This is a genomic window from Mycobacterium sp. FW102-FHT13B02 (genome assembly GCF_058790275.1).
The window spans coordinates 56,583-77,862 of record NZ_JBYTCM010000023.1; the positions used below are offsets into that span (position 1 = coordinate 56,583).

20 protein-coding genes are annotated in these 21,280 nt (G+C 64.6%); 5 read left to right on the forward strand and 15 right to left on the reverse strand.

From position 1 onward, the window contains the following. Window positions 1-37 precede the first annotated feature (37 nt). The 5 genes from AC3WTE_RS27480 to glnT all read right to left on the reverse strand — a co-directional run bounded on the left by AC3WTE_RS27480 (window position 38) and on the right by glnT (window position 5,566). Window positions 38-1,210, reverse strand: a complete 1,173-nt coding sequence (locus tag AC3WTE_RS27480; RefSeq protein WP_492442663.1) for an NAD(P)/FAD-dependent oxidoreductase — start codon at window positions 1,208-1,210, stop codon at window positions 38-40. Next, a complete protein-coding gene (locus tag AC3WTE_RS27485) occupies window positions 1,210-2,565 on the reverse strand; it encodes an FMN-binding glutamate synthase family protein (protein WP_492442664.1) in 1,356 nt (451 codons plus the stop codon). The genes AC3WTE_RS27480 and AC3WTE_RS27485 overlap by 1 nt, the downstream gene beginning before the upstream one ends. A 13-nt stretch (window positions 2,566-2,578) precedes the next feature. After that, a complete protein-coding gene (locus AC3WTE_RS27490) occupies window positions 2,579-3,259 on the reverse strand; it encodes a GltB/FmdC/FwdC-like GXGXG domain-containing protein (RefSeq protein WP_459366501.1) in 681 nt (226 codons plus the stop codon). Beyond that, the gene (locus AC3WTE_RS27495; RefSeq protein WP_492442665.1) at window positions 3,256-4,167 is read right to left on the reverse strand and encodes a class II glutamine amidotransferase domain-containing protein; all 912 of its coding nucleotides are present in this window, start codon (window positions 4,165-4,167) and stop codon (window positions 3,256-3,258) included. Before AC3WTE_RS27495 ends, AC3WTE_RS27490 begins: the two co-directional genes overlap by 4 nt. A gap of 61 nt (window positions 4,168-4,228) precedes the next feature. Next, the gene (glnT, locus tag AC3WTE_RS27500; RefSeq protein WP_492442666.1) at window positions 4,229-5,566 is read right to left on the reverse strand and encodes a type III glutamate--ammonia ligase; all 1,338 of its coding nucleotides are present in this window, start codon (window positions 5,564-5,566) and stop codon (window positions 4,229-4,231) included. A gap of 205 nt (window positions 5,567-5,771) precedes the next feature. Between glnT and AC3WTE_RS27505 the strand changes: the two genes are divergently transcribed. Continuing rightward, window positions 5,772-7,016, forward strand: coding sequence for an ammonium transporter (locus AC3WTE_RS27505; protein ID WP_492442667.1), 1,245 nt, complete (start codon window positions 5,772-5,774; stop codon window positions 7,014-7,016). An 81-nt stretch (window positions 7,017-7,097) separates the two neighbouring features. Here AC3WTE_RS27505 and AC3WTE_RS27510 read toward each other — a convergent pair whose 3' ends face one another. Then, a complete protein-coding gene (locus AC3WTE_RS27510; protein WP_492442668.1) occupies window positions 7,098-9,125 on the reverse strand; it encodes an SDR family oxidoreductase in 2,028 nt (675 codons plus the stop codon). A gap of 88 nt (window positions 9,126-9,213) precedes the next feature. On the opposite strand from AC3WTE_RS27510, the gene AC3WTE_RS27515 reads away from it, so the two are divergent. Together AC3WTE_RS27515 and AC3WTE_RS27520 are read left to right on the forward strand one after the other, a co-directional pair. Next, the gene (locus AC3WTE_RS27515) at window positions 9,214-10,080 is read left to right on the forward strand and encodes a MaoC family dehydratase (protein ID WP_492442669.1); all 867 of its coding nucleotides are present in this window, start codon (window positions 9,214-9,216) and stop codon (window positions 10,078-10,080) included. Between the two features lie 355 nt (window positions 10,081-10,435). Further along, on the forward strand, window positions 10,436-10,888 hold the full coding sequence (locus AC3WTE_RS27520) for a DUF5994 family protein (protein ID WP_492442670.1): 453 nt from the start codon (window positions 10,436-10,438) through the stop codon (window positions 10,886-10,888). Between the two features lie 41 nt (window positions 10,889-10,929). On the opposite strand, the gene AC3WTE_RS27525 is transcribed toward AC3WTE_RS27520, so the two are convergent. The 7 genes from AC3WTE_RS27525 to AC3WTE_RS27555 all read right to left on the reverse strand — a co-directional run bounded on the left by AC3WTE_RS27525 (window position 10,930) and on the right by AC3WTE_RS27555 (window position 16,630). Beyond that, the gene (locus AC3WTE_RS27525; protein ID WP_459366494.1) at window positions 10,930-11,133 is read right to left on the reverse strand and encodes a cold-shock protein; all 204 of its coding nucleotides are present in this window, start codon (window positions 11,131-11,133) and stop codon (window positions 10,930-10,932) included. Between the two features lie 80 nt (window positions 11,134-11,213). Then, the gene (locus AC3WTE_RS27530) at window positions 11,214-11,669 is read right to left on the reverse strand and encodes a DUF5994 family protein (protein WP_492442671.1); all 456 of its coding nucleotides are present in this window, start codon (window positions 11,667-11,669) and stop codon (window positions 11,214-11,216) included. Between the two features lie 168 nt (window positions 11,670-11,837). Beyond that, on the reverse strand, window positions 11,838-12,707 hold the full coding sequence (locus tag AC3WTE_RS27535; RefSeq protein WP_492442672.1) for a DUF2510 domain-containing protein: 870 nt from the start codon (window positions 12,705-12,707) through the stop codon (window positions 11,838-11,840). A 174-nt stretch (window positions 12,708-12,881) separates the two neighbouring features. Next, window positions 12,882-13,367 (reverse strand): SRPBCC family protein, encoded by a 486-nt coding sequence (locus tag AC3WTE_RS27540; protein ID WP_492442673.1) that lies wholly within the window; start codon window positions 13,365-13,367, stop codon window positions 12,882-12,884. Continuing rightward, window positions 13,364-14,062 carry a DUF899 domain-containing protein gene (locus tag AC3WTE_RS27545; protein ID WP_492442674.1) on the reverse strand — a complete coding sequence of 233 codons (699 nt, stop codon included), beginning with the start codon at window positions 14,060-14,062 and terminating at the stop codon, window positions 13,364-13,366. Before AC3WTE_RS27545 ends, AC3WTE_RS27540 begins: the two co-directional genes overlap by 4 nt. Before the next feature lie 55 nt (window positions 14,063-14,117). After that, window positions 14,118-15,590, reverse strand: coding sequence for an FAD-dependent monooxygenase (locus tag AC3WTE_RS27550; protein WP_492442675.1), 1,473 nt, complete (start codon window positions 15,588-15,590; stop codon window positions 14,118-14,120). Window positions 15,591-15,970: 380 nt separating this feature from the next. Continuing rightward, window positions 15,971-16,630: a TetR/AcrR family transcriptional regulator gene (locus AC3WTE_RS27555; RefSeq protein WP_492442676.1), complete on the reverse strand. Its 660-nt coding sequence runs from the start codon at window positions 16,628-16,630 to the stop codon at window positions 15,971-15,973. Between the two features lie 121 nt (window positions 16,631-16,751). On the opposite strand from AC3WTE_RS27555, the gene AC3WTE_RS27560 reads away from it, so the two are divergent. Then, window positions 16,752-17,978 (forward strand): cytochrome P450, encoded by a 1,227-nt coding sequence (locus tag AC3WTE_RS27560; protein WP_492442677.1) that lies wholly within the window; start codon window positions 16,752-16,754, stop codon window positions 17,976-17,978. Window positions 17,979-18,004: 26 nt separating this feature from the next. On the opposite strand, the gene AC3WTE_RS27565 is transcribed toward AC3WTE_RS27560, so the two are convergent. After that, the gene (locus AC3WTE_RS27565; protein WP_492442678.1) at window positions 18,005-19,660 is read right to left on the reverse strand and encodes an FAD-dependent oxidoreductase; all 1,656 of its coding nucleotides are present in this window, start codon (window positions 19,658-19,660) and stop codon (window positions 18,005-18,007) included. A gap of 194 nt (window positions 19,661-19,854) precedes the next feature. Here AC3WTE_RS27565 and AC3WTE_RS27570 point away from each other — a divergent pair, with 194 nt between their 5' ends. Beyond that, window positions 19,855-20,442 carry a TetR/AcrR family transcriptional regulator gene (locus AC3WTE_RS27570; protein ID WP_492442679.1) on the forward strand — a complete coding sequence of 196 codons (588 nt, stop codon included), beginning with the start codon at window positions 19,855-19,857 and terminating at the stop codon, window positions 20,440-20,442. Window positions 20,443-20,537: 95 nt separating this feature from the next. Here AC3WTE_RS27570 and AC3WTE_RS27575 read toward each other — a convergent pair whose 3' ends face one another. Further along, window positions 20,538-21,212 (reverse strand): TetR/AcrR family transcriptional regulator, encoded by a 675-nt coding sequence (locus AC3WTE_RS27575; protein ID WP_492442680.1) that lies wholly within the window; start codon window positions 21,210-21,212, stop codon window positions 20,538-20,540. Window positions 21,213-21,280: the final 68 nt, after the last annotated feature.

Here is a 21,280-nt window from a genome sequence, read left to right on the forward strand (position 1 = left end):
AACCCTTCGCGGGAAGTGGATCAGGAATGGGGTGTGGTCAGCGCATCTCGCCCGCACCGACATACGGGTGCAGGCTGTTCAGTGGCTTACCTTCGGCGAACCGTTCCAGCCGGAAATCCGCGGCCGGGATGTCGGGGTGCGTGCTGTCGCCTTCGAAGACCAGGTCTGCAACCAGCTCTCCGACCGCGGGACTGATCTTGAAACCGTGGCCGGCGAAACCGGCCGCCAGGATCAACCCGTCGACCCCACCGACCGGCGCGATCACCGGGTTCCAGTCCGGCGGTACGTCGTACACGCCCGCATAGGTGTGGGTGACCGCCGGCTCGGGGAAGCCGGGAAAACGGTGCATCACCTTTTCGCCGTACGCGAGGACCGACGTCTCCGCCGCGACATTTGAGTAGTTGTCCGGGTCGACGAACTTCTTCTGGAAGTCGGCGTGATCGCTGTTGCCGACCAGGAACTGGCCGGAGCCTTCGACGCGGCAGTACTGCAGGCTGATGAGGTCGGAGATCACCGGTAGGTCGGGCAGCGGGGTCCCGGCGTCGACGATCAGTAGCTCCGATCGGTATGCCTCGATCGGAAAACTGATCCCCATGTCGGCCAACAACTTTGCCGACCACCAGCCGTTGGCCACGACCACCAGATCGGCGTCGATGGTGTCGCCGTTCTCCAACACGACGCCGGTGACCTTGTCGCCGGTCGTCAGGACCCGCGCGACCGGGGTGTTCTGCCGGACCTTGGCGCCGGCCGCCCGAGCCGCTTGCCCGAAGTGCAGTGCCAGCTGAGTGGCGTCGGCGAATCCGCCACGTGGCTCGTACGAGGCCAGGGCCACGTCCGAGGTCTCCAGCATCGGCCATAGCTTCTGCAAGGTGTCGGTGTCGATCAACTCGACCTCGACGCCCAGAGACTGGTGCATGACGGTATTCGCGGTCAGGGCATCGACGTTCTCCGCGCCGACGAGAACGGTGTAGCCGACCTGACGGAACCCGACGGCGTCTCCGAGTTGTTCGATCACCGGCAGGCTGCGCCATGCCATTGCGGCGATCGACGGCACGCCATAGTGAGCGCGCACGATTCCCGACGACTTTCCGGTGCCACCGCTTGCGAGCGAATGACGTTCCAGGACAACGACATCCGCTAGCCCGCGCCGTGTCAGCGACTGCGCGATCGACAGCCCGATCAGGCCGCCGCCGATAACGACTGCCGTCATCAGAACGTACCTGCCGCGCCCCGGCCCGGAATCCACGACGTGCCGGCCAGCGGCACTCGCGCCATGGCGGCTGCTTCGATGGACACTGCGACCAGGTCCTCGGGCTCCAGGTGTGCGACATGTGCCTTTCCGCACGCCCGGGCGATGGTCTGTGCCTCCATGGTCAGCACTCGTAGATAGTTGGCTACCCGGCGACCGCCGTCGACGGGGTCCAGTGCCTGCTGCAGCACGGGATCCTGGGTGGTGATGCCGGCCGGGTCCCGGCCATCCTGGAAGTCGTCGAAAAAGCCTGCCGCCGAGCCGAGTTGGGCATATGCGTCCTCGTACTTGGGGTGGTTGTCGCCGAGGGCGATCAATGCGGCGGTGCCGATGGCGACCGCATCCGCTCCCAGTGCCAGTGCTTTCGCCACGTCTGCGCCGGTGCGGATACCACCGGACACGATCAGTTGAACCCCGTCGGGCTTGCGATGTACGCCGAGTTCCTGCAGCGCCTGTACCGCTTGGGGCACGGCCGCCAGGGTGGGGATGCCGACGTGTTCGATGAAGACCTCCTGGGTGGCGGCGGTGCCGCCCTGCATGCCGTCGACCACCACCACGTCGGCACCGGCATGCACCGCGAGCTTGACGTCGTAGTAAGTGCGCGACGCCCCGACCTTGATGTAGATCGGCTTCTCCCAGTCGGTGATCTCCCGGAGTTCGTTGATCTTGATGGTCAGATCATCGGGGCCCGTCCAGTCCGGGTGGCGCGAGGCTGATCGCTGGTCGATACCTTGTGGCAGGTCGCGCATGCCGGCGACGCGTTCGGACACCTTCTGTCCCAACAGCATTCCGCCGCCACCAGGCTTGGCGCCCTGGCCGAGCACCACCTCGATGGCGTCGGCGCGGCGCAGGTCGTCCGGATTCATCCCGTATCGGTTCGGGAGGTATTGGTAGACAAGGTGTTTGGAGTGCCCGCGTTCCTCTGGGGTCATACCGCCGTCGCCGGTGGTGGTAGAGGTCCCCGCCTCGGAAGCGCCGCGGCCGAGCGCCTCCTTGGCGCGTCCGGACAACGCCCCGAAGGACATGCCCGCGATGGTGACCGGAATATCCAGGTGCAGCGGGTATTTCGCGTTCCGGGCCCCCAATACCACATCGGTTCCGCACTTTTCCCGATACCCCTCGAGCGGGTAGCGCGACATGGATGCGCCGAGGAACAGCAGGTCGTCGAAATGGGGGAGAGCGCGCTTGGCGCCCCAGCCGCGGATGTCGTAGATGCCGGTGTCTGCCGCTCGGTGGATGGCAGCGATGGTGGCACGGTCGAAGGTCGCGGACTCACGCAGACCGCGGTGAGCACGGTCGTCTGCCGAGAAGGTCATGGGCTGCTCCCGATCAGTAGGAGTTATGGGCTTGGAAGTGGTAGAGATTGCGTGCCGAGCCGTAACGCCGATACGCGGCCGGGTCGTCGTCGTAGCCGGCGGCCTTGAGCAGACCTGCGAGTTCCTCGAGGTGCTCGGCCTCCATGGGTTTCTCGATGCAATCCGCGCCAAGGGATTTCACGTCTCCGCGGACGTACAGTCGCGCCTCGTAGATCGAATCACCGAGGGCATCGCCGGCGTCGCCGCGGATGACGATCCGTCCGCGCTGAGCCATGAAAGCGCTCATGTGGCCGACCGAGCCACCGACCACGATGTCGAGGCCCTTCAACGAGATTCCGCACCGGGCCGCGGCATTGCCGTCGATCACGAGCAGTCCGCCGCGTCCGGTGGCGCCCGCCGACTGCGACGCGTCACCGGTGACGTGGACGACGCCGCTCATCATATTTTCCGCCAAGCCCTGTCCGGCGTTGCCGTTGACGGTGATCTCGGCTTTCTGGTTCATGCCGGCGGCGTAGTAGCCGACGTGGCCGTTGATGGTGATCTCCACCGGTGCGTTGACGCCGACGGCCACGTTGTGCGCGCCCTGAGGGTTGACGATGACGTACTGGCCGTCGATCGCGTCGGCATGCAGGGCGGTGTTGATGTCACGCAGCGGCGTGACCGACAGATCGAACGTTGTTGGCGCGCTGCTCATGCGGGCACCGCCTCTCGGCTCCAGGCATAGACCACTTCGGGCTCGGGCTCCCAGATTCGGGCAGCCGCAACCCCGGGTAGATGCGCGAGGGCGCGGAACTCCGATGCGACGGCAACCCAGTCGGAGGTCTCGGCGATGACGGCGGGCTTGCACGCGATGGCGTCGCGCACGATCGCGAAGCTGTCGCTGTTGGAGACCAGCAGTGTGTAGAAGCCGTCGAACGTCGTTGTCAGATCGGTCAATGCCTGTTCGACGTCGGATCCCGCGGCCAGCTCGTGGGCGACGAAGCGCGCGCCGACCTCGGTGTCGTTCTCGGAGTCGAATTCCACTCCGGCGGCCCGTAGGTCACGGCGGATGCTGGCGTGATTGGCAAAGGATCCGTTGTGTACCAGGCATTGATCCGCACCCACCGCGTACGGATGTGCGCCGCTGGGGGTGACCGCCGACTCGGTGGCCATCCGGGTATGACCGACGCCTTGCCAACCGTGTGCGCTGGCCAGTCCCCAACTTTCGGCGAGTGCGGTGGGCGTGCCGACGCCTTTGAGCACGGCCACGTCGGTGCCGAAGCCGCCGACGAGCACGTGCGGGTACCGCGCTTTGGCGGCGGTGAGCAACGCGTCGGGTGTGGTGTGTGCTGACACCAAGTAGGTCACGTCACGGACGATGACCGTGACGTCGGTATTGAGCTGGCCACCGAGTGCGTCGCTGACCTCCTGGGGCGACGCGCCGACCTCGATCAGGGAGATGGTGCTCTGCCCGACCGGTGACCACTGCGGGTTGCCGTACACGGCGATCCCTGCCGAGTCGGCGCCACGCGCCTCCATCGCGGTCAGCATGCCGGTCAGCAGTTCGCCCAGCTGGGGGTACAACTCGGGGTTGCGTAAATGCAACCCGACGATTCCGCACATGGTGGTACGAGTTCCTTTCTCGTCGCGGCCGGGTCCGGCCGACAGGGGTTGATCGCTGTGCTCAGAATGCGGTGAGGTAGCGCTCGTGCTCCCACGCGCCGACGGCCGAGTGCCAGTCCCAGAATTCGGTCTTCTTCAGGCGCGCGAAATACGCGGCAACACTGGGGATGTCGGAGCCCGGTGGGATCGCGGCATCCAGGGCGCCGGTCATCACCTCGTCGGTCTCCAACCGTTCGATCGCATGAAGCAACGTCGCCGGGAGCTGTTCCTGCTTTGGTCCCGTGCCCAGCGGGCCGGGATCGGCCGTGCGCTTGACGCCGTCGAGTCCGGCGGCGAGCGCAACGGCTGCCGCCAGGTACGGGTTGGCGGAGCCGTCGCCCCCGCGCAGCTCGACTCGGCTGCTGTCCGGGACCCGGACATAGTGAGTACGGTCGTTGCCTCCGTACGTCGGAAAGCGAGGCGCCCACGACGCCCCGGATGCCGTTGAGATGGCTCCGGTTCGCTTGTAGGAGTTGACCGTTGGTGCGATCACCGCTTGCATCGCGCAGGCGTGATCGAGGATGCCGGCGATGAACGAATAGGCGGTCGCGGACATCGCGAGGCCGCGGTCGTCCTCGGTCAGTTCGGCGGGGAACACCGGGGCGCCGCCGCTGGTGAGCGAGATATGCATGTGCAGTCCGGATCCGGTCTTGTCGGCGAACGGCTTTGGCATGAACGTCGCGATCATGCCCCGTTCGGCGGCCATCACGTTGAGCAGGTAACGCAGGGTGATGACGCGGTCGCAAGTCGTGAGCGCCTCGGCGTAATTGAAATTCTGCTCGAACTGGCCGGACCCGTCCTCGTGGTCGTTGGCATAGTTTCCCCAGCCGAGCCCGTTGATGGCGGTGCTGATCGACGAAAGGTGGTCGTACATCCGGGTGACGCTGCGGGCGTCGTAACACGGTTGGGCTGCGGTGTCCTGGTCGTCCGCGGGTACCAGCGCACCGCCGGCGTCGCGCTTCAGTAGGAAGTACTCGACCTCGGCACCGATCCAGGGTTCGAATCCGGCGTCGGCCGCCTGCTGCACCATGGCTTTGAGGATGTTGCGGGGAGCGAACGGCCACGGTGCGCCGTTCACGTGTGGGTCGCAATGGACAAGAGCCAGACCTTCTTTGACGAAGGGAATCGGGGTGAAAGACGTGGGGTCGGGTATGGCGATCAGATCCGGGTCTTTCGGCTCCTGGCCGATGGCGCCGACGGCATACCCGGCGAATCCGACCCCCGCGGTGGCGAGTTCATCGACCGCTTCGACTGGTACCAGCTTGGCGCACGGCTTGCCGTTGAGGTCGACGAAGAGCGCAAGGATGAATGTGGTTCCGGATTGCTCGGCCAGTTCCGCTAGCGCATTGGGCTTCGTCATGCCTACTCCCGACTACTGTTAGGAATCAATGTTTCTCAATAGTAGACACAGAGCACGGGTTCATCGCAACGGTGGCGACGTAACTTCGGCGTTACGGGACCGTTCATGAGGTTGTTACATCCAACGTAGTGTCTACGCAAAGAATACGATGTCTACTACTGGGAGACGGGCGCGGAAAGGGCCCACGAACCTGCGAGGAGGCGAAATGGATACCGGAACAACAGCATTCATGCTGTGCTGCATCATTGGGCTCACCATCATGATCCCTGGACTGGCGTTGTTCTACGGCGGCATGGTCAGTGTGAAGAGTTCGACCAACATGATGATGATGACGTACGGCGCCGTGGCCGTCGTCGGTGTGCTGTGGGTGTTGTTCGGCTTCTCGATGACATTCGGTACTTCCTACGGTGGATTCGTCGGGAGCTTCACCGAGTTCGCGGGGATGAAGAACCTCCTGGACCCGATGACCACCATCAACGGGCTGCCGGTCAGTTTGTTCGCGCTGTTCCAGGCGCTCTTCGCGGCGCTGACCGTGGCCATCGTCTCGGGCGCCGCGGCCGACCGGATGAAATTTGCGGCCTGGATGACCTTCGCGACGGGGTGGGCGATACTGGTCTACTTCCCGGTCGCCCATTGGGTTTTCGCGGTCGACGGGGTCGTTACGAGTGATGCGAAGGGCGGCTGGATCGCCAACAAGTTGCATGCCATCGACTTCGCTGGTGGTACGGCAGTCCACATCAACGCGGGCGCGGCCGCCCTCGCAGTCGCCCTGGTGCTCGGCAGGTCAGCAACCTGGTCGTCACGTAAGCCCCACAACGTGCCGCTCATCTTGCTCGGCGCCGGTCTGCTGTGGGCCGGTTGGTACGCGTTCAATGGTGGTTCTGCGCTGGCCGCCGGTAAGCCGGCCGCGATCGTCATGGTGACGTCATTTGTCGCGACGTGTGCGGCGACGTTGGGCTGGCTCCTGGTGGAGAAGTTCAAGGACGGTCATGTGACCGGTATCGGCGCGGCTTCGGGCGCGATCACGGGCCTGGTCGCCATCACACCGGCTTGCGGTGCGGTGACCCCGGTCGGGGCGATCTTCGTCGGCTTCATCCCGGCCGTGATCTGCCCGTTCGCCATCGGCCTCAAGCACAAGTTCGGCTACGACGACTCGACCGACGTCGTCGGTGTCCACCTTGTCGGCGGCATCGTCGGCACCCTGCTGATCGGCTTCTTCGCCAGCGCGGGAATGCCCAACGGCGTCAACGGACTCCTGTACGGCGGTGGCGCGGACCTGCTGCTCAAGCAGGCCGTCGCGGCAGGATCGGTCCTGGCCTACTCGTTCACAGTGGCCCTCGTGATCGCACTTGTCATCAAGAAGCTGATGGGGCTGCGCATCTCGGCGGAAGAGGAGGAAGAGGGTATCGACTCGTCCCTGCACCGGGATCCGGCATACGAATTGGTCTGACCTCGTTACTGCGACACCTGGTCCGAGCGCCATGGCTGGGACCAGGTGTCGTTGTGCGTGCGGACTACCAGTGCACGGTGTCTACCAATGCACGCCCGGAATGAGTCGCACCGCGGTCTTGACCGGCCGGGGCACCCGGACCTTGCTGACTGCGCTGGGCCGTTTGGGCCGGCGCGGGCTGCGTGGGCGGTCAGCCGGCGGCGGAGTTTCGGTGACACCGCGGGCCGCTGCCGAATCCGGGTAGCCCAGGTACAGCTGGTGAAGTATGCGGCGAGACAGCTTGGGGGTGAAGTAATTTCCGAGATCGCCCAGCGTTCCCATGGGAGTATCGATCCGGGCCGGCTTCTCCACCAGACCACGTACCACCATCGCCGCGGCATGCTCCGGGGTGATGGGCGGCACGGGGTTCAGTCGCTTGGACGGCGCGATCATCGGGGTTTCGACCAACGGCATATGGATGTTGGTGAACGTGATGTGGTCCGAAAGCGTCTCGGTACCAACAACTTCAGAAAAGGCGTCCAGTGCCGCCTTGCTCGGCAGATAGGCACTGTACTTCGGGCTGTTGGCCTGGACCCCGGCGCTCGACACGTTGACGACGTGACCGAAGCGGCGTTCCCGCCAGTGCGGCAGCAGCGCCAGCGTCATCCGGACCGCGCCGAAGTAGTTGACAGCCATTACGCGCTCGTAGTCGTGGAAGCGGTCGGTTGAGTTGACCACCGAACGACGGATCGAGCGGCCGGCGTTGTTCACGAGATAATCGACGTGATCGAACTGGCCCAGAATGTCCTTGACGGTGTGCTCCACCGACCCGCCGTCGGCCACGTCGCACGTGAAAGCGTAGGCCTCGCCGCCAAATTGGCGAATCTCGTTGACGAGTTCATCGAGCGCGTCGGCGCTGCGGGCCAACGCGAACACCCTCCCACCGCGTTCGGCGACGGCGATGGCCGAGGCCCGTCCGATACCGCTGGAGGCGCCCGTGATGATCACGTTGCGACCCACGAGCGGACCGCGCGGGTCGTCCCGCCGGGCCCGGTCGGGGTCCAGGTGCTCGGCCCAGTAACGCCACAGTTTCGGTGCGTACGAAGCGAATTCGGGTAGGACGATGCCGGTGCCCTGCAGAGCCGCGACGGTGGTCTCCGACGCGAACGACGGTGCCAGGTCGACGACGTCGAGGACCTCGCCGGGGATGCCCAGCTGGGTTGCCGCCATGTTGCGCAGCACCTTGGCCCGGCCCGTGGCCTTGAGTACCGGGGCTGCGGTGGCTTTCGGCAGTGTGCCGCGCAGCGGCGGCAGACCGGCCTCGCGTGCGACGCCACGGTAGATGTCCTTGAGTCCGATGGGATTCGGTGACGTCAAGTGGAACGTCTGGCCGTCCCGGCCGTCGGCATGCATGAGATGGACGACCGCTTCAACGACATAGTCCACCGGCACGATGTTGGTGCGGCCGGTGTCGGGAACCATCATCGGCGTGAACTTCGGCAGCGCCGCCAGTCGCGACAGCACCCCGAAGAAGTAGTACGGTCCGTCGACCTTGTCCATCTCGCCGGTCCGGGAGTCGCCGACCACGACAGCCGGCCGGTAGATCCGGTGTCGCAGGCCAGGGGTGGCGCGCACCAGTTGCTCGGCTTCGAACTTGGTCTGGTGGTACGGCGTCGGCAGCTCCTGCGAGACGTCGAAGTCGTCCTCGGTGAAGATCCCGCGGTAGTTGCCCGCCACCGCGATGGACGACACGTGGTGCAGCGTGGCGCCGAGGCTGCGGGTCAACTCGATGACCGCGCGGGTGCCCTCGACGTTCGCGGCCTGCTGCGTGGCGGCGTCGACGGTCATGTCATAGATCGCGGCGCAGTGCACCACGTGATCAATCGGCCCCAGATCGGCCAGATCGGCCAAGCCCAGACCCGCGGACGTGAGGTCGCCGACCAGTGGTTTTGCCCGGTCACCCCATTCCGCGGCCAGTTCTTCGAATCGTGCCAGCGAGCCCCGACGAACAAGAACGAACACTTCGGCGGCGCCGAAATCGGACCGGGTGGCTTCATCGTGCAGAGCCAAAATCTGGCTGACGACGCGGCGACCAATAAACCCGGTACCGCCGGTAACGACATATCGCATGCGAGTCATGGTGAACCTGTCGCGGGCCAAGGTCAATACCGCGTAGGGTCCGAATTTGTCACACCGACTTCCAAGGGAGAACCGCCGTATGCCGATCAACCCCAACGCCATCGGAGCCAAGACCGCACCGCAGCCCTTCGAATGGACCGAACGCGACACCCTGCTCTATGCACTCGGAGTCGGTTGTGGCACCAAGGATTTGGCGTTCACCACCGAGAACAGCCACGGCATCGACCAGCAGGTACTGCCCACGTACGCGGTCATCGCATGCCCGGCGTGGGGTGCCGTCGGTGAGGTTGGCAGCTTCAACTTCGGCAAGTTACTGCACGGTAGTCAGCAGATTCGGCTGCATGCGCCGCTGCCGCCGGCGGGCCGGTTCAATGTCAGCTCCGAGGTTGTCGACATCCAGGACAAGGGTGAGGGCAAGAACGCCATCCTGACGTTCAAGGGCACCGCCACCGACGACAGCGGCAACGTGATCGCCGAATCCTGGTCGACGGCGGTGATCCGCGGCGAAGGTGGTTTCGGTGGGCAGCCAGGCGAGCGGGCGGCCGCGCCCGAGATTCCGGATCGCCCGGCCGATGCCATCGTTGCGCTGGCGACCACCGAGGACCAGCCGCTGATCTACCGGCTCTCGGGCGACCGCAACCCGCTGCACAGCGACCCGTGGTTCGCGCAGACCCTCGCCGGTTTCCCGAAGCCGATCCTGCACGGACTGTGCACCTACGGGGTTGCCGGCCGCGTACTGGTCGCCGAACTCGGTGGCGGCGACGCGTCCAAGATCAGGGCCGTCGGCGCCCGCTTCACCTCCCCGGTGTTCCCCGGCGAGACGTTGACGACCTCGGTATGGCGCACCGAGCCCGGACACGCGGTATTCCGCACCGAAGCCGCGGGGACCGACGGCAGCAACGCCCGGTTGGTGCTCGAGGACGGGACGGCGGAGTACAGCGAGTGACGAGTTCAGGCCTCCGCTGACACGGGCGTATCGGCGTCGGGGCCGCTGCGGAAGACGTTCTTTCCGCAGTCGACACACTCCCACCGACGACCACCGGTTGCGGCTGGCTTCGGATTGATGTTTGTCAGTGGATACATGCCCGTGCTGCTGCATCGGGGGCATTTCGGCGCCATCAACAGAGTCTACGGGTATCCGACGTGCCGGGTGGGCGATCTATTCACACGTACGGCGTAGCGTCAGTGGTGGAGTCGTGTGATTGTCGCTCGCCGTTCTGGCGCGGGGTGGTCGCGGCATCGACGTAAGGATTCTCCATGAGATGGCGCGCCAACCCGCTCCCCCAGTTGGGGATGACCTGATGGCGTATCTGACGCAGAAGCCACGCCCGGGAAGACCCGTCAGGCTCTGCCTGGCCTACGATCTTGGTCGCCGGATCGACGGTGCGTGGTGGCCGTACACGTCGGCACTCGCCGATGAACTAGCCGGGTTGGTCGCGGCATTGGACGGTCAATTGGGGAAAGTTGTTGAGGTTCGACTGAATTGGTCGCCGCTGAATAATCCGCCGAGCCTCAACTGGCGGGACTGGCGCACCAAACCTCAACACATCATCACCGTTGGCGGGTGTGATGCCACTGCGAATCTGCTTATCGTGCCCAGTGCGACGAACAGCCCGCTGGCAGGCATGGTGTTGCGACGTGCGGCCGGACTACCGGTTGAGCCGCGCCGCGGCGATGTCGCCATGTTGGAGACGGCCGACGAGATCCTGACCGCCGCTCGACGGCAGAGGATTATGGGAAAACCCTTGGCGTGAAACGGGATAACGCCGTTTCACGCCAAGGGTTTCCGTGATGCTTAAAGGGCGGTAACGCCTACGGCCTGCGGACCTTTGGCACCCTGGGTGACATCGAACTTCACCCGCTGGTTTTCCTCCAGCGAGCGGAAGCCGCCGCCCTGGATTTCACTGTGGTGAACGAAAACGTCCGGCGCGCCGCCGTCCGGGGCGATGAAGCCGAAGCCCTTTTCGTTGTTGAACCACTTCACGGTTCCTTCGCTCATGCGATAACTACTTTCTTTCATGATGACTGCGATTTGCTGCAGCCAAATCCATTGGGGTACAGAACAAATGTTGCGGGCGATCAGTCCGCGTGCTGGGCCGTCAGCAGGATGTTCACCGCTGTCGACCGGTCGTTGGGGCGCGCTGCATTCATGAGCGCGGAACGAGCTTCGGCCGGATACGTGTTGGCGGGTACCGCCAGCAGCACGATCCTGTCGCGGTCGAAGCCGATCACCTCGACAGTCTTGACCGGCTGGCGCCGGTAACCGTCGAGGTGGACCCGTCGTCCGCCGGTGGCGAGCTTGGACGGGGTCTGCGACCACTCATCGACGTTGTACAGGACTCGGTCGATCTGTCCGAGGCGTCCCGATAGCACGGCCAAGAGGTCGGGTAGTTCCGCACTGAGGTTGCTGGTGTGTGGCCACCACGCCCCATCCACGAATCCGTTGGAGGAAGCCTTGGGCTTCAACCGCAATCTCGGGGTCAGCTCGGGTGAGATGTGTTTTGTCTTGGTTGTGCGATGGTCTCGCGGCGTCATTGCGACGCTCCTGCCTTGACCGCGAATCGGTCAAACTTCTTCGAATCGGCGACGGCACGGCATTGTTCAGCCACGCGACGAAGTACCGCCGATGGGACAAGCATACCCGGGACACGCCCTGGCGCAAATCGTGCCGTGATTCTGGGCCCCTGGACCGGCAGCGTCGAGCTAGTAGGGCTGGACCGGTGGCGGGAACGGCGGTTGCATTGGCGACGATACCTTGGGGCGCTGTCGCCAAAGCATGGCGACGCCGGCGATGACAACAGCGACGCCCGCGGTGTACAGAATGAACCCGAAGTTCAAGGACACGCTGACCATGCTCGACAAGTCGGCACTAGAACCGCCGAGTTGATCCTTGATCTCCGAGGCACCGCTGAAATACCAGTAGATTCCCAACAGGACGCCGAGGATGAGCGCGCCGGCGCTCGCGGCGAGTCCGGTGAGTCGCCCAGTGGGTACCGCGGGGCCTGCCGAAAGCACCGTCCACGCCAGCCCTGCGGTGACGGCGATGACTGCCAGCAGGAAGATCATCAATACCGGCTGCTGGGATGGGCTGACGTTCGCCGAGACCTGAATGATCACGTTGGCGCTCACCGTCACCCAGGGCATGAAGACTCCGATGAAGGCTGCCAGACACCCGCCGTATATGAGCCAGCCCGGAGCCGACAGGTTCGCTGCGAAGTTCTTGGCCGCTGCCATACCTGGCGATGCCGTTTGTGAACCGGCACTTGCCATCTGGCCGCCGAGGCCCGGCTGCCCCGGTGGTGGAGGCGGTTGACCGTAGCCTGGCGGTGGAGGCGGTTGACCGTAGCCGGGCGGTGCCGGGGGCGTGCCGTAGCTGGGTGGCGTGCCGTAGCCGGGTGGCTGCCCGCCCGGGCTTGGTGGTGGGGGAGGGGGACCGTAGTTCGGCGGCGGGGGCGGCGCCGGAACCGCAGCCTTTCGCTGCTGCTGCGGTGTCCATTGCCGGCCGTCCCAGTAACGCAACGCGTTCCGGTCGTGCGGATCGTCGTACCAACCGGGTGCCATCGGTGCCGTCATGTGGACCGCCTTCCCGGTGGACTCCACCGGCGAATGGTTACTCACGGTTGGTGAGTTATCGGCACATTATCCACCGCGACCGGTTCGACTGATAGTGGATTGGCGGTGCCCAGGACGCCGCCTCAGCGGTGCTGGAGTGATCGGTCGGTCGTGCCCCGGCGGCGTCCGGGTCGGCTAGCCCGTGACGGCGCGGTCGAGGGCGGCCAGCGACTCCTCGATGAACCCGATCGGGAACGGCGGCATGCCGCCGATCTGATCGCGGAAGGACTGCGGTGTATCGGTCCAGTCGTACGTCAGGGTCACATCGGTGCCGTTACCGTTCGGGGCCAGGTCGTAGCGCCACCACCAACCGCCGGGTGTGTGCTCACCTGACTCATTCAAGCTGCCGGTCGACCAGCCGATGGTCTTGTCCTGCTCGAACGTGGTCACCAGGTTGTGCGTGACGTAGTCGCCGCCGGCCAGGTCGAGGTACATGTTCATGGCGAATACCTGCCCGGCACCGGTGATCGGAGCGGAGTCGACGGCGTCGCGGACCCAGTCGCCGGGCTCGGTGTCCTTGTGCCGTGCCGGGTTGGCCAGCACGGCGAACACCGCGGCGGGCGGCGCCGCGATGGTGCGGGTGGCGACGAAGCGTTCCTGGGTCGTCGAGTTGCTGGTCATCGGTTCTGTCCGTTCGGTCCGTAGAGGCGTGCGATGTCAGGGGAGCCGGCCCACTTGGAATACGTCGGCGACTGCGGCCAGCCTTCGGGCGAATCCTGCCACTGCTCCTGGCGGCCGTAGGGCAGAACGTCGATCAGTGCGAAACTGTGGCCCAGCTGTTCGCAGCCGCGGCCGTTGGTGTGCCAGGTGCGGTACACCGTATCGCCTTGCCGCAGAAACACATTGACGGCGAAACCCTCACCGGGCGCGGCGTCGACGTCGGACCCGAAACTGCTCTCGGACGACGAGTACCAGTCCATCGTGTTGCCGACCTTGTCCTTGTAGACCAGCGCTTCCTCGATGGGTCCGTTGGTGACGACGACGAACCGGGCGTCGTAGTTCTCCAGGAAGCCCAGCCGGGTGAACTGCGACGTGAAACCCGTGCAGCCTGGGCACTGCCACTCGGCGCCGTCGGTCCACATGTGGTTGTAGACGATCAATTGCGACCGTCCGTCGAAGATGTCGGCCAGGCGAATCGGACCGTCGGCGCCGATCAGCGTGTAGTCGGGCATCTCCACCATCGGCAGCCTGCGGCGCTGGGCCGCGATGGCGTCGAGTTCACGTGTCGCGGCTTTCTCCCGCTTACGCAGGTCGTCGAGGGCGGTACGCCAGGTGTCCTGGTCGACTACCGGTGGCAGGGCGGTCTGCTCGGTCATGGTGCCTCCTGGAGATTGCAGCTGTCGATGGATAGACCGGGGCTGAGCCGAATACTCATCGCGGATCGCCGAACCAAAGCGCGAGCGCCTCCCGCAGCCCTGCATCGGTGGCACCGGCCCACGCGATGTGCGCGTCCGGACGGATCAGCAGGGGCTCATCGGCGTAATCGAGGCCGCGGTCATTGAGGATGTCGACCCGATCGGCCCACGGCTCGGCCATTTCGCACAACGCGGATGGCCCGATGAAGACGGGGCGGGCCGCGCGCAGGGCTGTCACGGCGGCGTCGGGTAGGTCCGACGCAAAGGTGCCCGTCAGGGTGTGCTGACGGCCGGGCATCGGGTACCGGACGTCGGAGGCGGCGATCATCGCGCCGACGCGCGCGAGCGCCGGTGCATCAGAGACCAATTCGCTGAACACTTTTCGTAGTGCCTCATCGGCCGGGTCGTGTCCCCGGCGCAACGACACCTGGGCCTGAGAATGCAGCAGCAGGCGCTCGCCGGCGAGGTGGCGTTCCGAGTGATACGTGTCGAGCAGCCCCGGCGGTGCCCAGCCTCCGATCGTGGCGGCCAGCTTCCAGGCGAGGTTCACCCCGTCGAGCATCCCGGCCGAGACCGCCACGCCGCCGGTCGGAATCTGATGTGCGGCGTCGCCGGCCAACAGTACGCGGCCGGCCAGGTAGCGCTCGGTATGCCGGGCCGCATAGGTGAAGCGGGTCAACCGTTTTGGCGCGCCGAGCGGGAAATCGACGCCGAGCACGCGCCGGACGCTGTCCCGGAATTCATCCAGGGTCATCGGGTCGTCATCGTCGTAGTCGTGATCGGGCGCCTCGCTGGTGTACATCCCCAGGTGTCCGGGTTCGGACGAGGCGATGGCGAAGATACCGCCCTCGAACTGGCTGTAGCCCCAGGCCAGGCGGCCGTAGCCGGGAACTTCGAAGTCGCCGTCATCGCGGATGGTGATCCCGGGCGGCATGGTGGTGGTGGCCATGCGGTGGATCTCGGGATAGACCATGCCCGGGAAACCGATGCCGGCCAGTTCCCGGACCCGGCTGCGCACCCCGTCGCAGCCCACGACGTACTGCGCGCTGATGCGGTACGGGCCACCCGGGCCGCGGACGTCGAGGTACACCGCGTCGGCGTCCTGCTGCAGGCGCGTCACCTCGTGACCGCGCCGGACCTCGACGCCGAGGTTTTGTGCGTAGTTCTGCAGGAGTGCTTCCAGCTGCGGCTGGGGTAGCCGTTGTATCTGCATCGGCGAGTCGTCCAGCTGGGTGAGATCGACATGAATGCCGCCGAACGGAAGCTTGGCGGTGACGGGTTCCCCGGCCGCTCTGACGAGCAGGTCCCCGAGTTCTCGGTAGCGCAACAGGTTGAGGATCTGACCGCCGATGCCGCCGGCTTTGGCGACCTCACGGATGTCGGTGAGCCGTTCCAGTACAAGCGGTTTGATGCCGACCAAACAGAGTTCGGTGGCGAGCGTCAGGCCCGTCGGCCCCGCGCCCACGATGATCACGTCGGTATCCGTCATATGTCCCCCTCAAGACGATCCAGCTGCAGTTACGTTGCAGCCCAGCGATTCTGAAGCATGAGGGGGGTCTTGCCACAAGCCCCGGGGTGCGCTATATGTTGAAAGTGGGCCGTGTAGTTTGCAATTCTCCGTGTCGAATTGCCTTCCAGCTTGTCATATATTGCCGCTGTTGACGGGACGGAGTCTAGGGTCGGACCACTGACCAGCACTGTTGTGGCAGTTTGCAATTCGTGTACCACCCTACCGTTCTAGGATCAGCCATCGTAAATGCAAAGGTCTGCTAAGTAATCTGGCTGTTGCTGCTCCTGACCGCCGGCGGCTTTGCTTTTGTCTCGGTAGTCGGAGCCGCTAGCGAGAAGTTCGGTTGCCTCCTGGCTGGGCTACGTCTCCACGACCGAGCTACTTCGGCGCTGGCTGGCGTTCAACCTGCGCCTTCTAGACGGTTGGCGGCGAAGGGCGTTGACAGCTGGTGCAATCCACACGTTGAGTAACCGCCGGAGTTCGGTCCCCGGCGAATTCGGCGGGGACAGGATGAGCGATTGCATGGTTCGCAGAACGATGTGGATGATGTCGTCGACAGCGGCTGGCTCGAACACCGACCAGTCGACGTCGAGTCGTTCGAACATGGAGCGCGCCGTGAGAGCGGCGGTCGGATTCGCCAGCGAGACGATCTCGGCGAACGCCGAACTGCGGTGCTCCTTGAGTAGGAGACCCACGTACGGGTCGTTCGGCAGTCGTTCCACGGCGACGGCGACACCCTCCACGATTGCCTCGGCCGGGTCGCTGATACCCGCGACGGCGCCCAGCAACTCATCGATGAACGATGTCGACGCCTCTGCCGCGGTTGCCGAGATGAGCTCGTCATTGCTTGCGAAATAGTGGTAGATGGTCTGGCGGGTTACTCCGAGCCGGCGCGACACCGCCGTGATGTTGGTGGCCTCTCCGAGTTCATCGATGGTTTGGCGGGTCGCCAAAAGGATGCGCGCCACCGCCTCGTCGTCGGTGGCGGGCACATTTCCACCCCAGCCGCGGGTTCGCATTCGGCCTCCGTCCTGCGTTTGCCATCGGGTGGCTGAACGGTATCGAATCCTGCGCCAAACTGGTCATACAGTTGACAAGCGATTGTATGATCGCTGGAAAGTGCAAACGGGGAGGCCCACGGTGGCGAGTGCAGTGTGTCCGTTCGGATCCGGCTTCGACTTCACTGATCCCGAGGTGCTGTTGAAGGGGATTCCGATCAACGAGTTCGCGCATCTTCGGCAGACGGCTCCGGTCTGGTGGAATGAGCAGGCTGATTCGATTTTTGACGATGGCGGCTACTGGGTGGTGAGCCGGCATGAACACATCAAGGCGATCTCCCGCGACGGTGACCTGTGGTCAACCAACCGCAACGGAGCGGTGATGCGGTTGCCCGATGGTGTGACGGCCGATCAACTCGAACTCACCAAAGCGCTGTTGATCAATCACGATGCACCCGAGCACACGCGGCTGCGCAAGTTGGTCTCACGGCTGTTCACTCCGCGCGCCATCGTGACCCTGGAAAGCAAGCTCGCCGCCGCCGCGCACGACATAGTCGCCGAGGCCGCGGCGAAGGACACCGGTGATTTCGTCCACGACATCGCAATGAAGCTGCCGCTGTTGGCCATTGCGGATCTGATCGGGGTGCCCGAAGACGACCGCGAGAAGCTGTTCGACTGGACCAACGCGATCATGAACACCGACGACCCGGAATTCGCCGGCGATCCGACCGCGGCCAACGCCGAGATCATGGGTTACGCGTACAGCATGGCTGAGGACCGTCGTCGGTGCCCGGCCGACGACATTGTCACGCGCCTGATCGAAGCCGACGTCGACGGCGAGGCATTGGGCGAAGTTGAGTTCGCGTTCTTCGTCATCTTGCTTGCCGTGGCCGGCAACGAAACCACGAGAAATGCGATGACGCACGGCATCAATGCCTTCTTCGAGCATCCGGAGCAATGGGAGCTTTTCAAACAACAGCGCCCCGAAACGGCCGTTGACGAGATCATCCGGTGGGCGACGCCGGTGCACTGCTTCCAGCGCACGGCCAACGCTGACGTCGAACTCGGCGGCGCACACATCAAGGCCGGTCAGCGGGTGGGCTTGTTCTACAGCTCGGCCAACTTCGACGAGGACGTCTTCGACAAACCGTTCGAGTTCAACATTCTCCGTAACCCCAATCCGCACTTGGCATTTGGGGGAAACGGCGCGCATTACTGCATCGGTGCGAATCTTGCCCGGATGGAAATCAAGCTCATCTTCGACGAGATCGCCAACCAGATTCCCAACATCGCCAAGCTCGGCCAGCCCGAACGGTTGCGCTCGGGCTGGATCAACGGCGTCAAGCGACTCGACGTCGCGTACTCGTAGGCCTCGGCATCCTCGAGCGGTTTCGGTTAGATCGGCCGAGCCGCACGCACGTCCACCAGCGACGTGCGTGCGGCCTGGTTCGTCGAGCTCATTCGTGGGCCAGTGCGGCGGCGATCAGGTCGTGGCGCGACACCAGCTTCGAACGGGCGTCCGGCTGCTTGCCCCCGCTCGCACTCTGATTCGTCTATGGCCCGCCAGCCGTCCCAATCGAGTCGGACGACACCGCGCTCGGCCAGCAGATTGCCTAACACGCCCCCTTGCAAGACATCTCTACCCAGCTTGCCGGCGTCGAAGTCCTCCCACAGCGCCGCCACTGTCTCCGCTGCACATACGCGGTTGCTACCGATGACGCCGCGCGGACCGCGCTTGATCCATCCAGTGACATACACGCCGCGTATCGGTATGCCTGAATCGTCGAGAACCCGGCCCTGCTTGTTCGGCACCACGCCCTGCACTGAGTCGAAGGGCACACCGTCGATCGGGGTGCCGCGGTAGCCGATCGATCGCAGGAGCAGTGACGTCTCCAGGACCTCGCCATCGTCGAGGGTTAGCGCCGTAACATGCTGGGAGCCAACGATTTCAACCGGTCTGGCGCCGAACCTGAACACGATCCGTTTATGTCCCGGGGTGATGGGACGCGCTGCGTACTCACGTGCGATGGCAATCTTGTTGGCCGAATCGAAGTCGACTGCTGCGTCCTCGTCGATGGGGTCGCCTTGAATGACAACGTCCACATCCGGCAGGTGGCCCAGAGCCAGGAACTCACTGACCGAGAACGCGGCATCGGCGAGCCCGCGACGTGCCAGGATCACGACTTCGTCGATGTTGCTGGCGCGCAGGGCGTCGAGCGCATGCTCCGCGATATCGGTGCCGCCAAGCTCAATTGGAGACATAGTCAGTACGCGAGCGACATCCAAGGCGACGTTGCCGTTGCCGATCACCACTGCGCGCGGGCCCGCCAGATCGAAGTCATGGGACGCATGGTCGGGGTGGCCGTTGTACCAGCCGACGAAGTCTGCGGCCGGGTGGCTGCCGGCAAGGTCCTCGCCGGGGAGCCCGAGCGACCGGGCGTCCGATGCGCCCGCGGCGTAGATGACCGCGTGGTGCGCGGCCAAGAGCTCGTCGTGGCTGACATCCCACCCGACTTCAACATTGAAGTGACAGTTCACACGATCGTTGGCAAGCACCGAATCGAACAGGCGCACCACCGATTTGGTGCGCTGATGATCGGGCGCCACGCCGGCTCGGATCAGTCCGAATGGTGTGGGCAGCCGCTCGAACATGTCAACTTCCAAGCCGTCTGTGCCGATCAGCTCTGCTGCGGCATAGCAGGCCGCCGGACCGGCGCCGACGATCGCGACGCGTAACGCCCCCCGAGGAACCGGCGGGTGGCGCACCGCTTCGGGTGTGGGGTCGGCCTGTAGCGGGTGCAGGGCGAAATAGTCGGCACTGAGCTGCTTGAAGCGCTCCAGGTGTGCCGGCAGATCGTCGTCGTAGTAGATAGCGTCGACCGGGCATTCGTCAAAGCAGGCGCCGCAGTCGATGCAGCTGTCCGGGTCGATATAGAGCATCTCGGTGGCGTCAAATCCTGCGGCGCTGGGCGCCGGACGGATGCAGTCGACCGGGCACACCGGTATGCAGCTCGCGTCCTTGCAACAGTTCTGCGTGATGACGTATGCCACGTCGCACCTCTCCAGGCCAATTCAGTGAACGAGCTCGACAATACTGGACAAGTGTCTGGTTTGGATACTTCGCGTAGACGTCAAATTGGCGGCGGCGTCCGGTGCTGCTCACCGCGTAGGTGTGAAAAGCTCGCCTGAATAACCTTTTTCTCGTTGCGGTTGCTGTCTCCGGACCCGTCCGATATCCTGGACAAGTGTCCAGCGTATCGTGGCTGCCCGGCACCTTGCTGCGGGATCCAGACTGGCGGCGCGTCTCGACGCGCCGCCGCGTGTTGGGCGCCGCCACCGCGTTGGTCGATCAGGCTTCGCGGGCTGCGGACACCCCTACTGTGCCGGAACTGGCGACGCGCGCGCGGATCAGCCAGACAGCACTGCGCGCACACTTTCCGTCGATCGACGCGGTTTTCGCCAACCTCTACCTGGATCGCATGCGGCATCTTCCTTTGAACGTCGACCCGTCGACTCCGGCGGCCTGCCGCGTCAGTGAACAGCTGCGAATGATCACCGAGATTTTCGACGACGAGGCTCAGTTGGCAGTCGTGTGCACCCGGGCCCTGCTAGGGGAGGACGACAACGTCGTCGAAATCCGAACGCGTATCAGCGAGGAATTGCACCGCCGCGTCACGGCCGCACTGGGCGCGGGCGCCTGGCCGGAAGTTGTCACCACCCTGGAGACGGTGTTCTGGGGCGCTCTCCTGCAAATGAAAACCGGACCCTTGAGCCGGCGATCGATGGCCGCGCACCTCGAAACCATGGTCTCAGTCATCCTTGCCGACGACTGAGCTGTCCCAAAGCGCCACGTCACAAGCAATGCGCAGTGTGCTGGAAGCGATTCCCGCGACACGCCATTTCGCAGCAGTTGGTTGGTTTTACCCTGTTAGCGCCGACGGCCGGTGCGACTACGTCGCGAAGCGCCGTCATTTTTTTGCGCGGCGCGCAGATGATCGGACATCAGTTGAGCCATGGCTTGTCGTTGCGGTTCTGTGGGTAGGGGCACCTCGGTCACCATTTGGCCGACCATGAGGCCGACGGGCGCGGCCCACAGGAGGTCTGCGATCGCGGTGGCGTGCGGTGAGGGCGTGCCGATAAGTTGTGCGATGCGTTGGATTCCCGGTTGAAGCTTGGCGAGTTGTTCTATTCCCAGGGTTGATCGCAGTGATCTGGTGGCGATGAGTATTTCCATGGCCGTCATGCTGGCTGGGTTGAGGAAGGTGTTCCAGGCGGCGTCGGCGAGGGCTTTCATGCGTTCGTCGGTGTCGACGATCCCTTCGACTTCGTCTGCGAGATCGTTTACCGAGCTGACGAGCGAGGTAATTGCGTGGTCGACGACGGCGGTGAGCAGTCCGTCTCGATCGCCAAAGTGGTATTGGACGACCCCGGTGCTCACTCCGGCGCGTTCGATGATGTGTCGGGTGCTGGCTGCGGCAAATCCTTCTTCGCGGATGCAGCGGATGGTTTCTTCAATGACCAGCTCCCGGGTGCGTTCGGCACGTTCTTGGCTGCGCTGTCGGGATTGCCGTGGTGTGATGCGGTTTTGCGGTCCGGCTGTCATTGGCGTGCGATCCCGTCTGTCCAACTGTTGGGGGGAGCAGCGTCCCTGTGTGGCGGCTGTATGTGTCG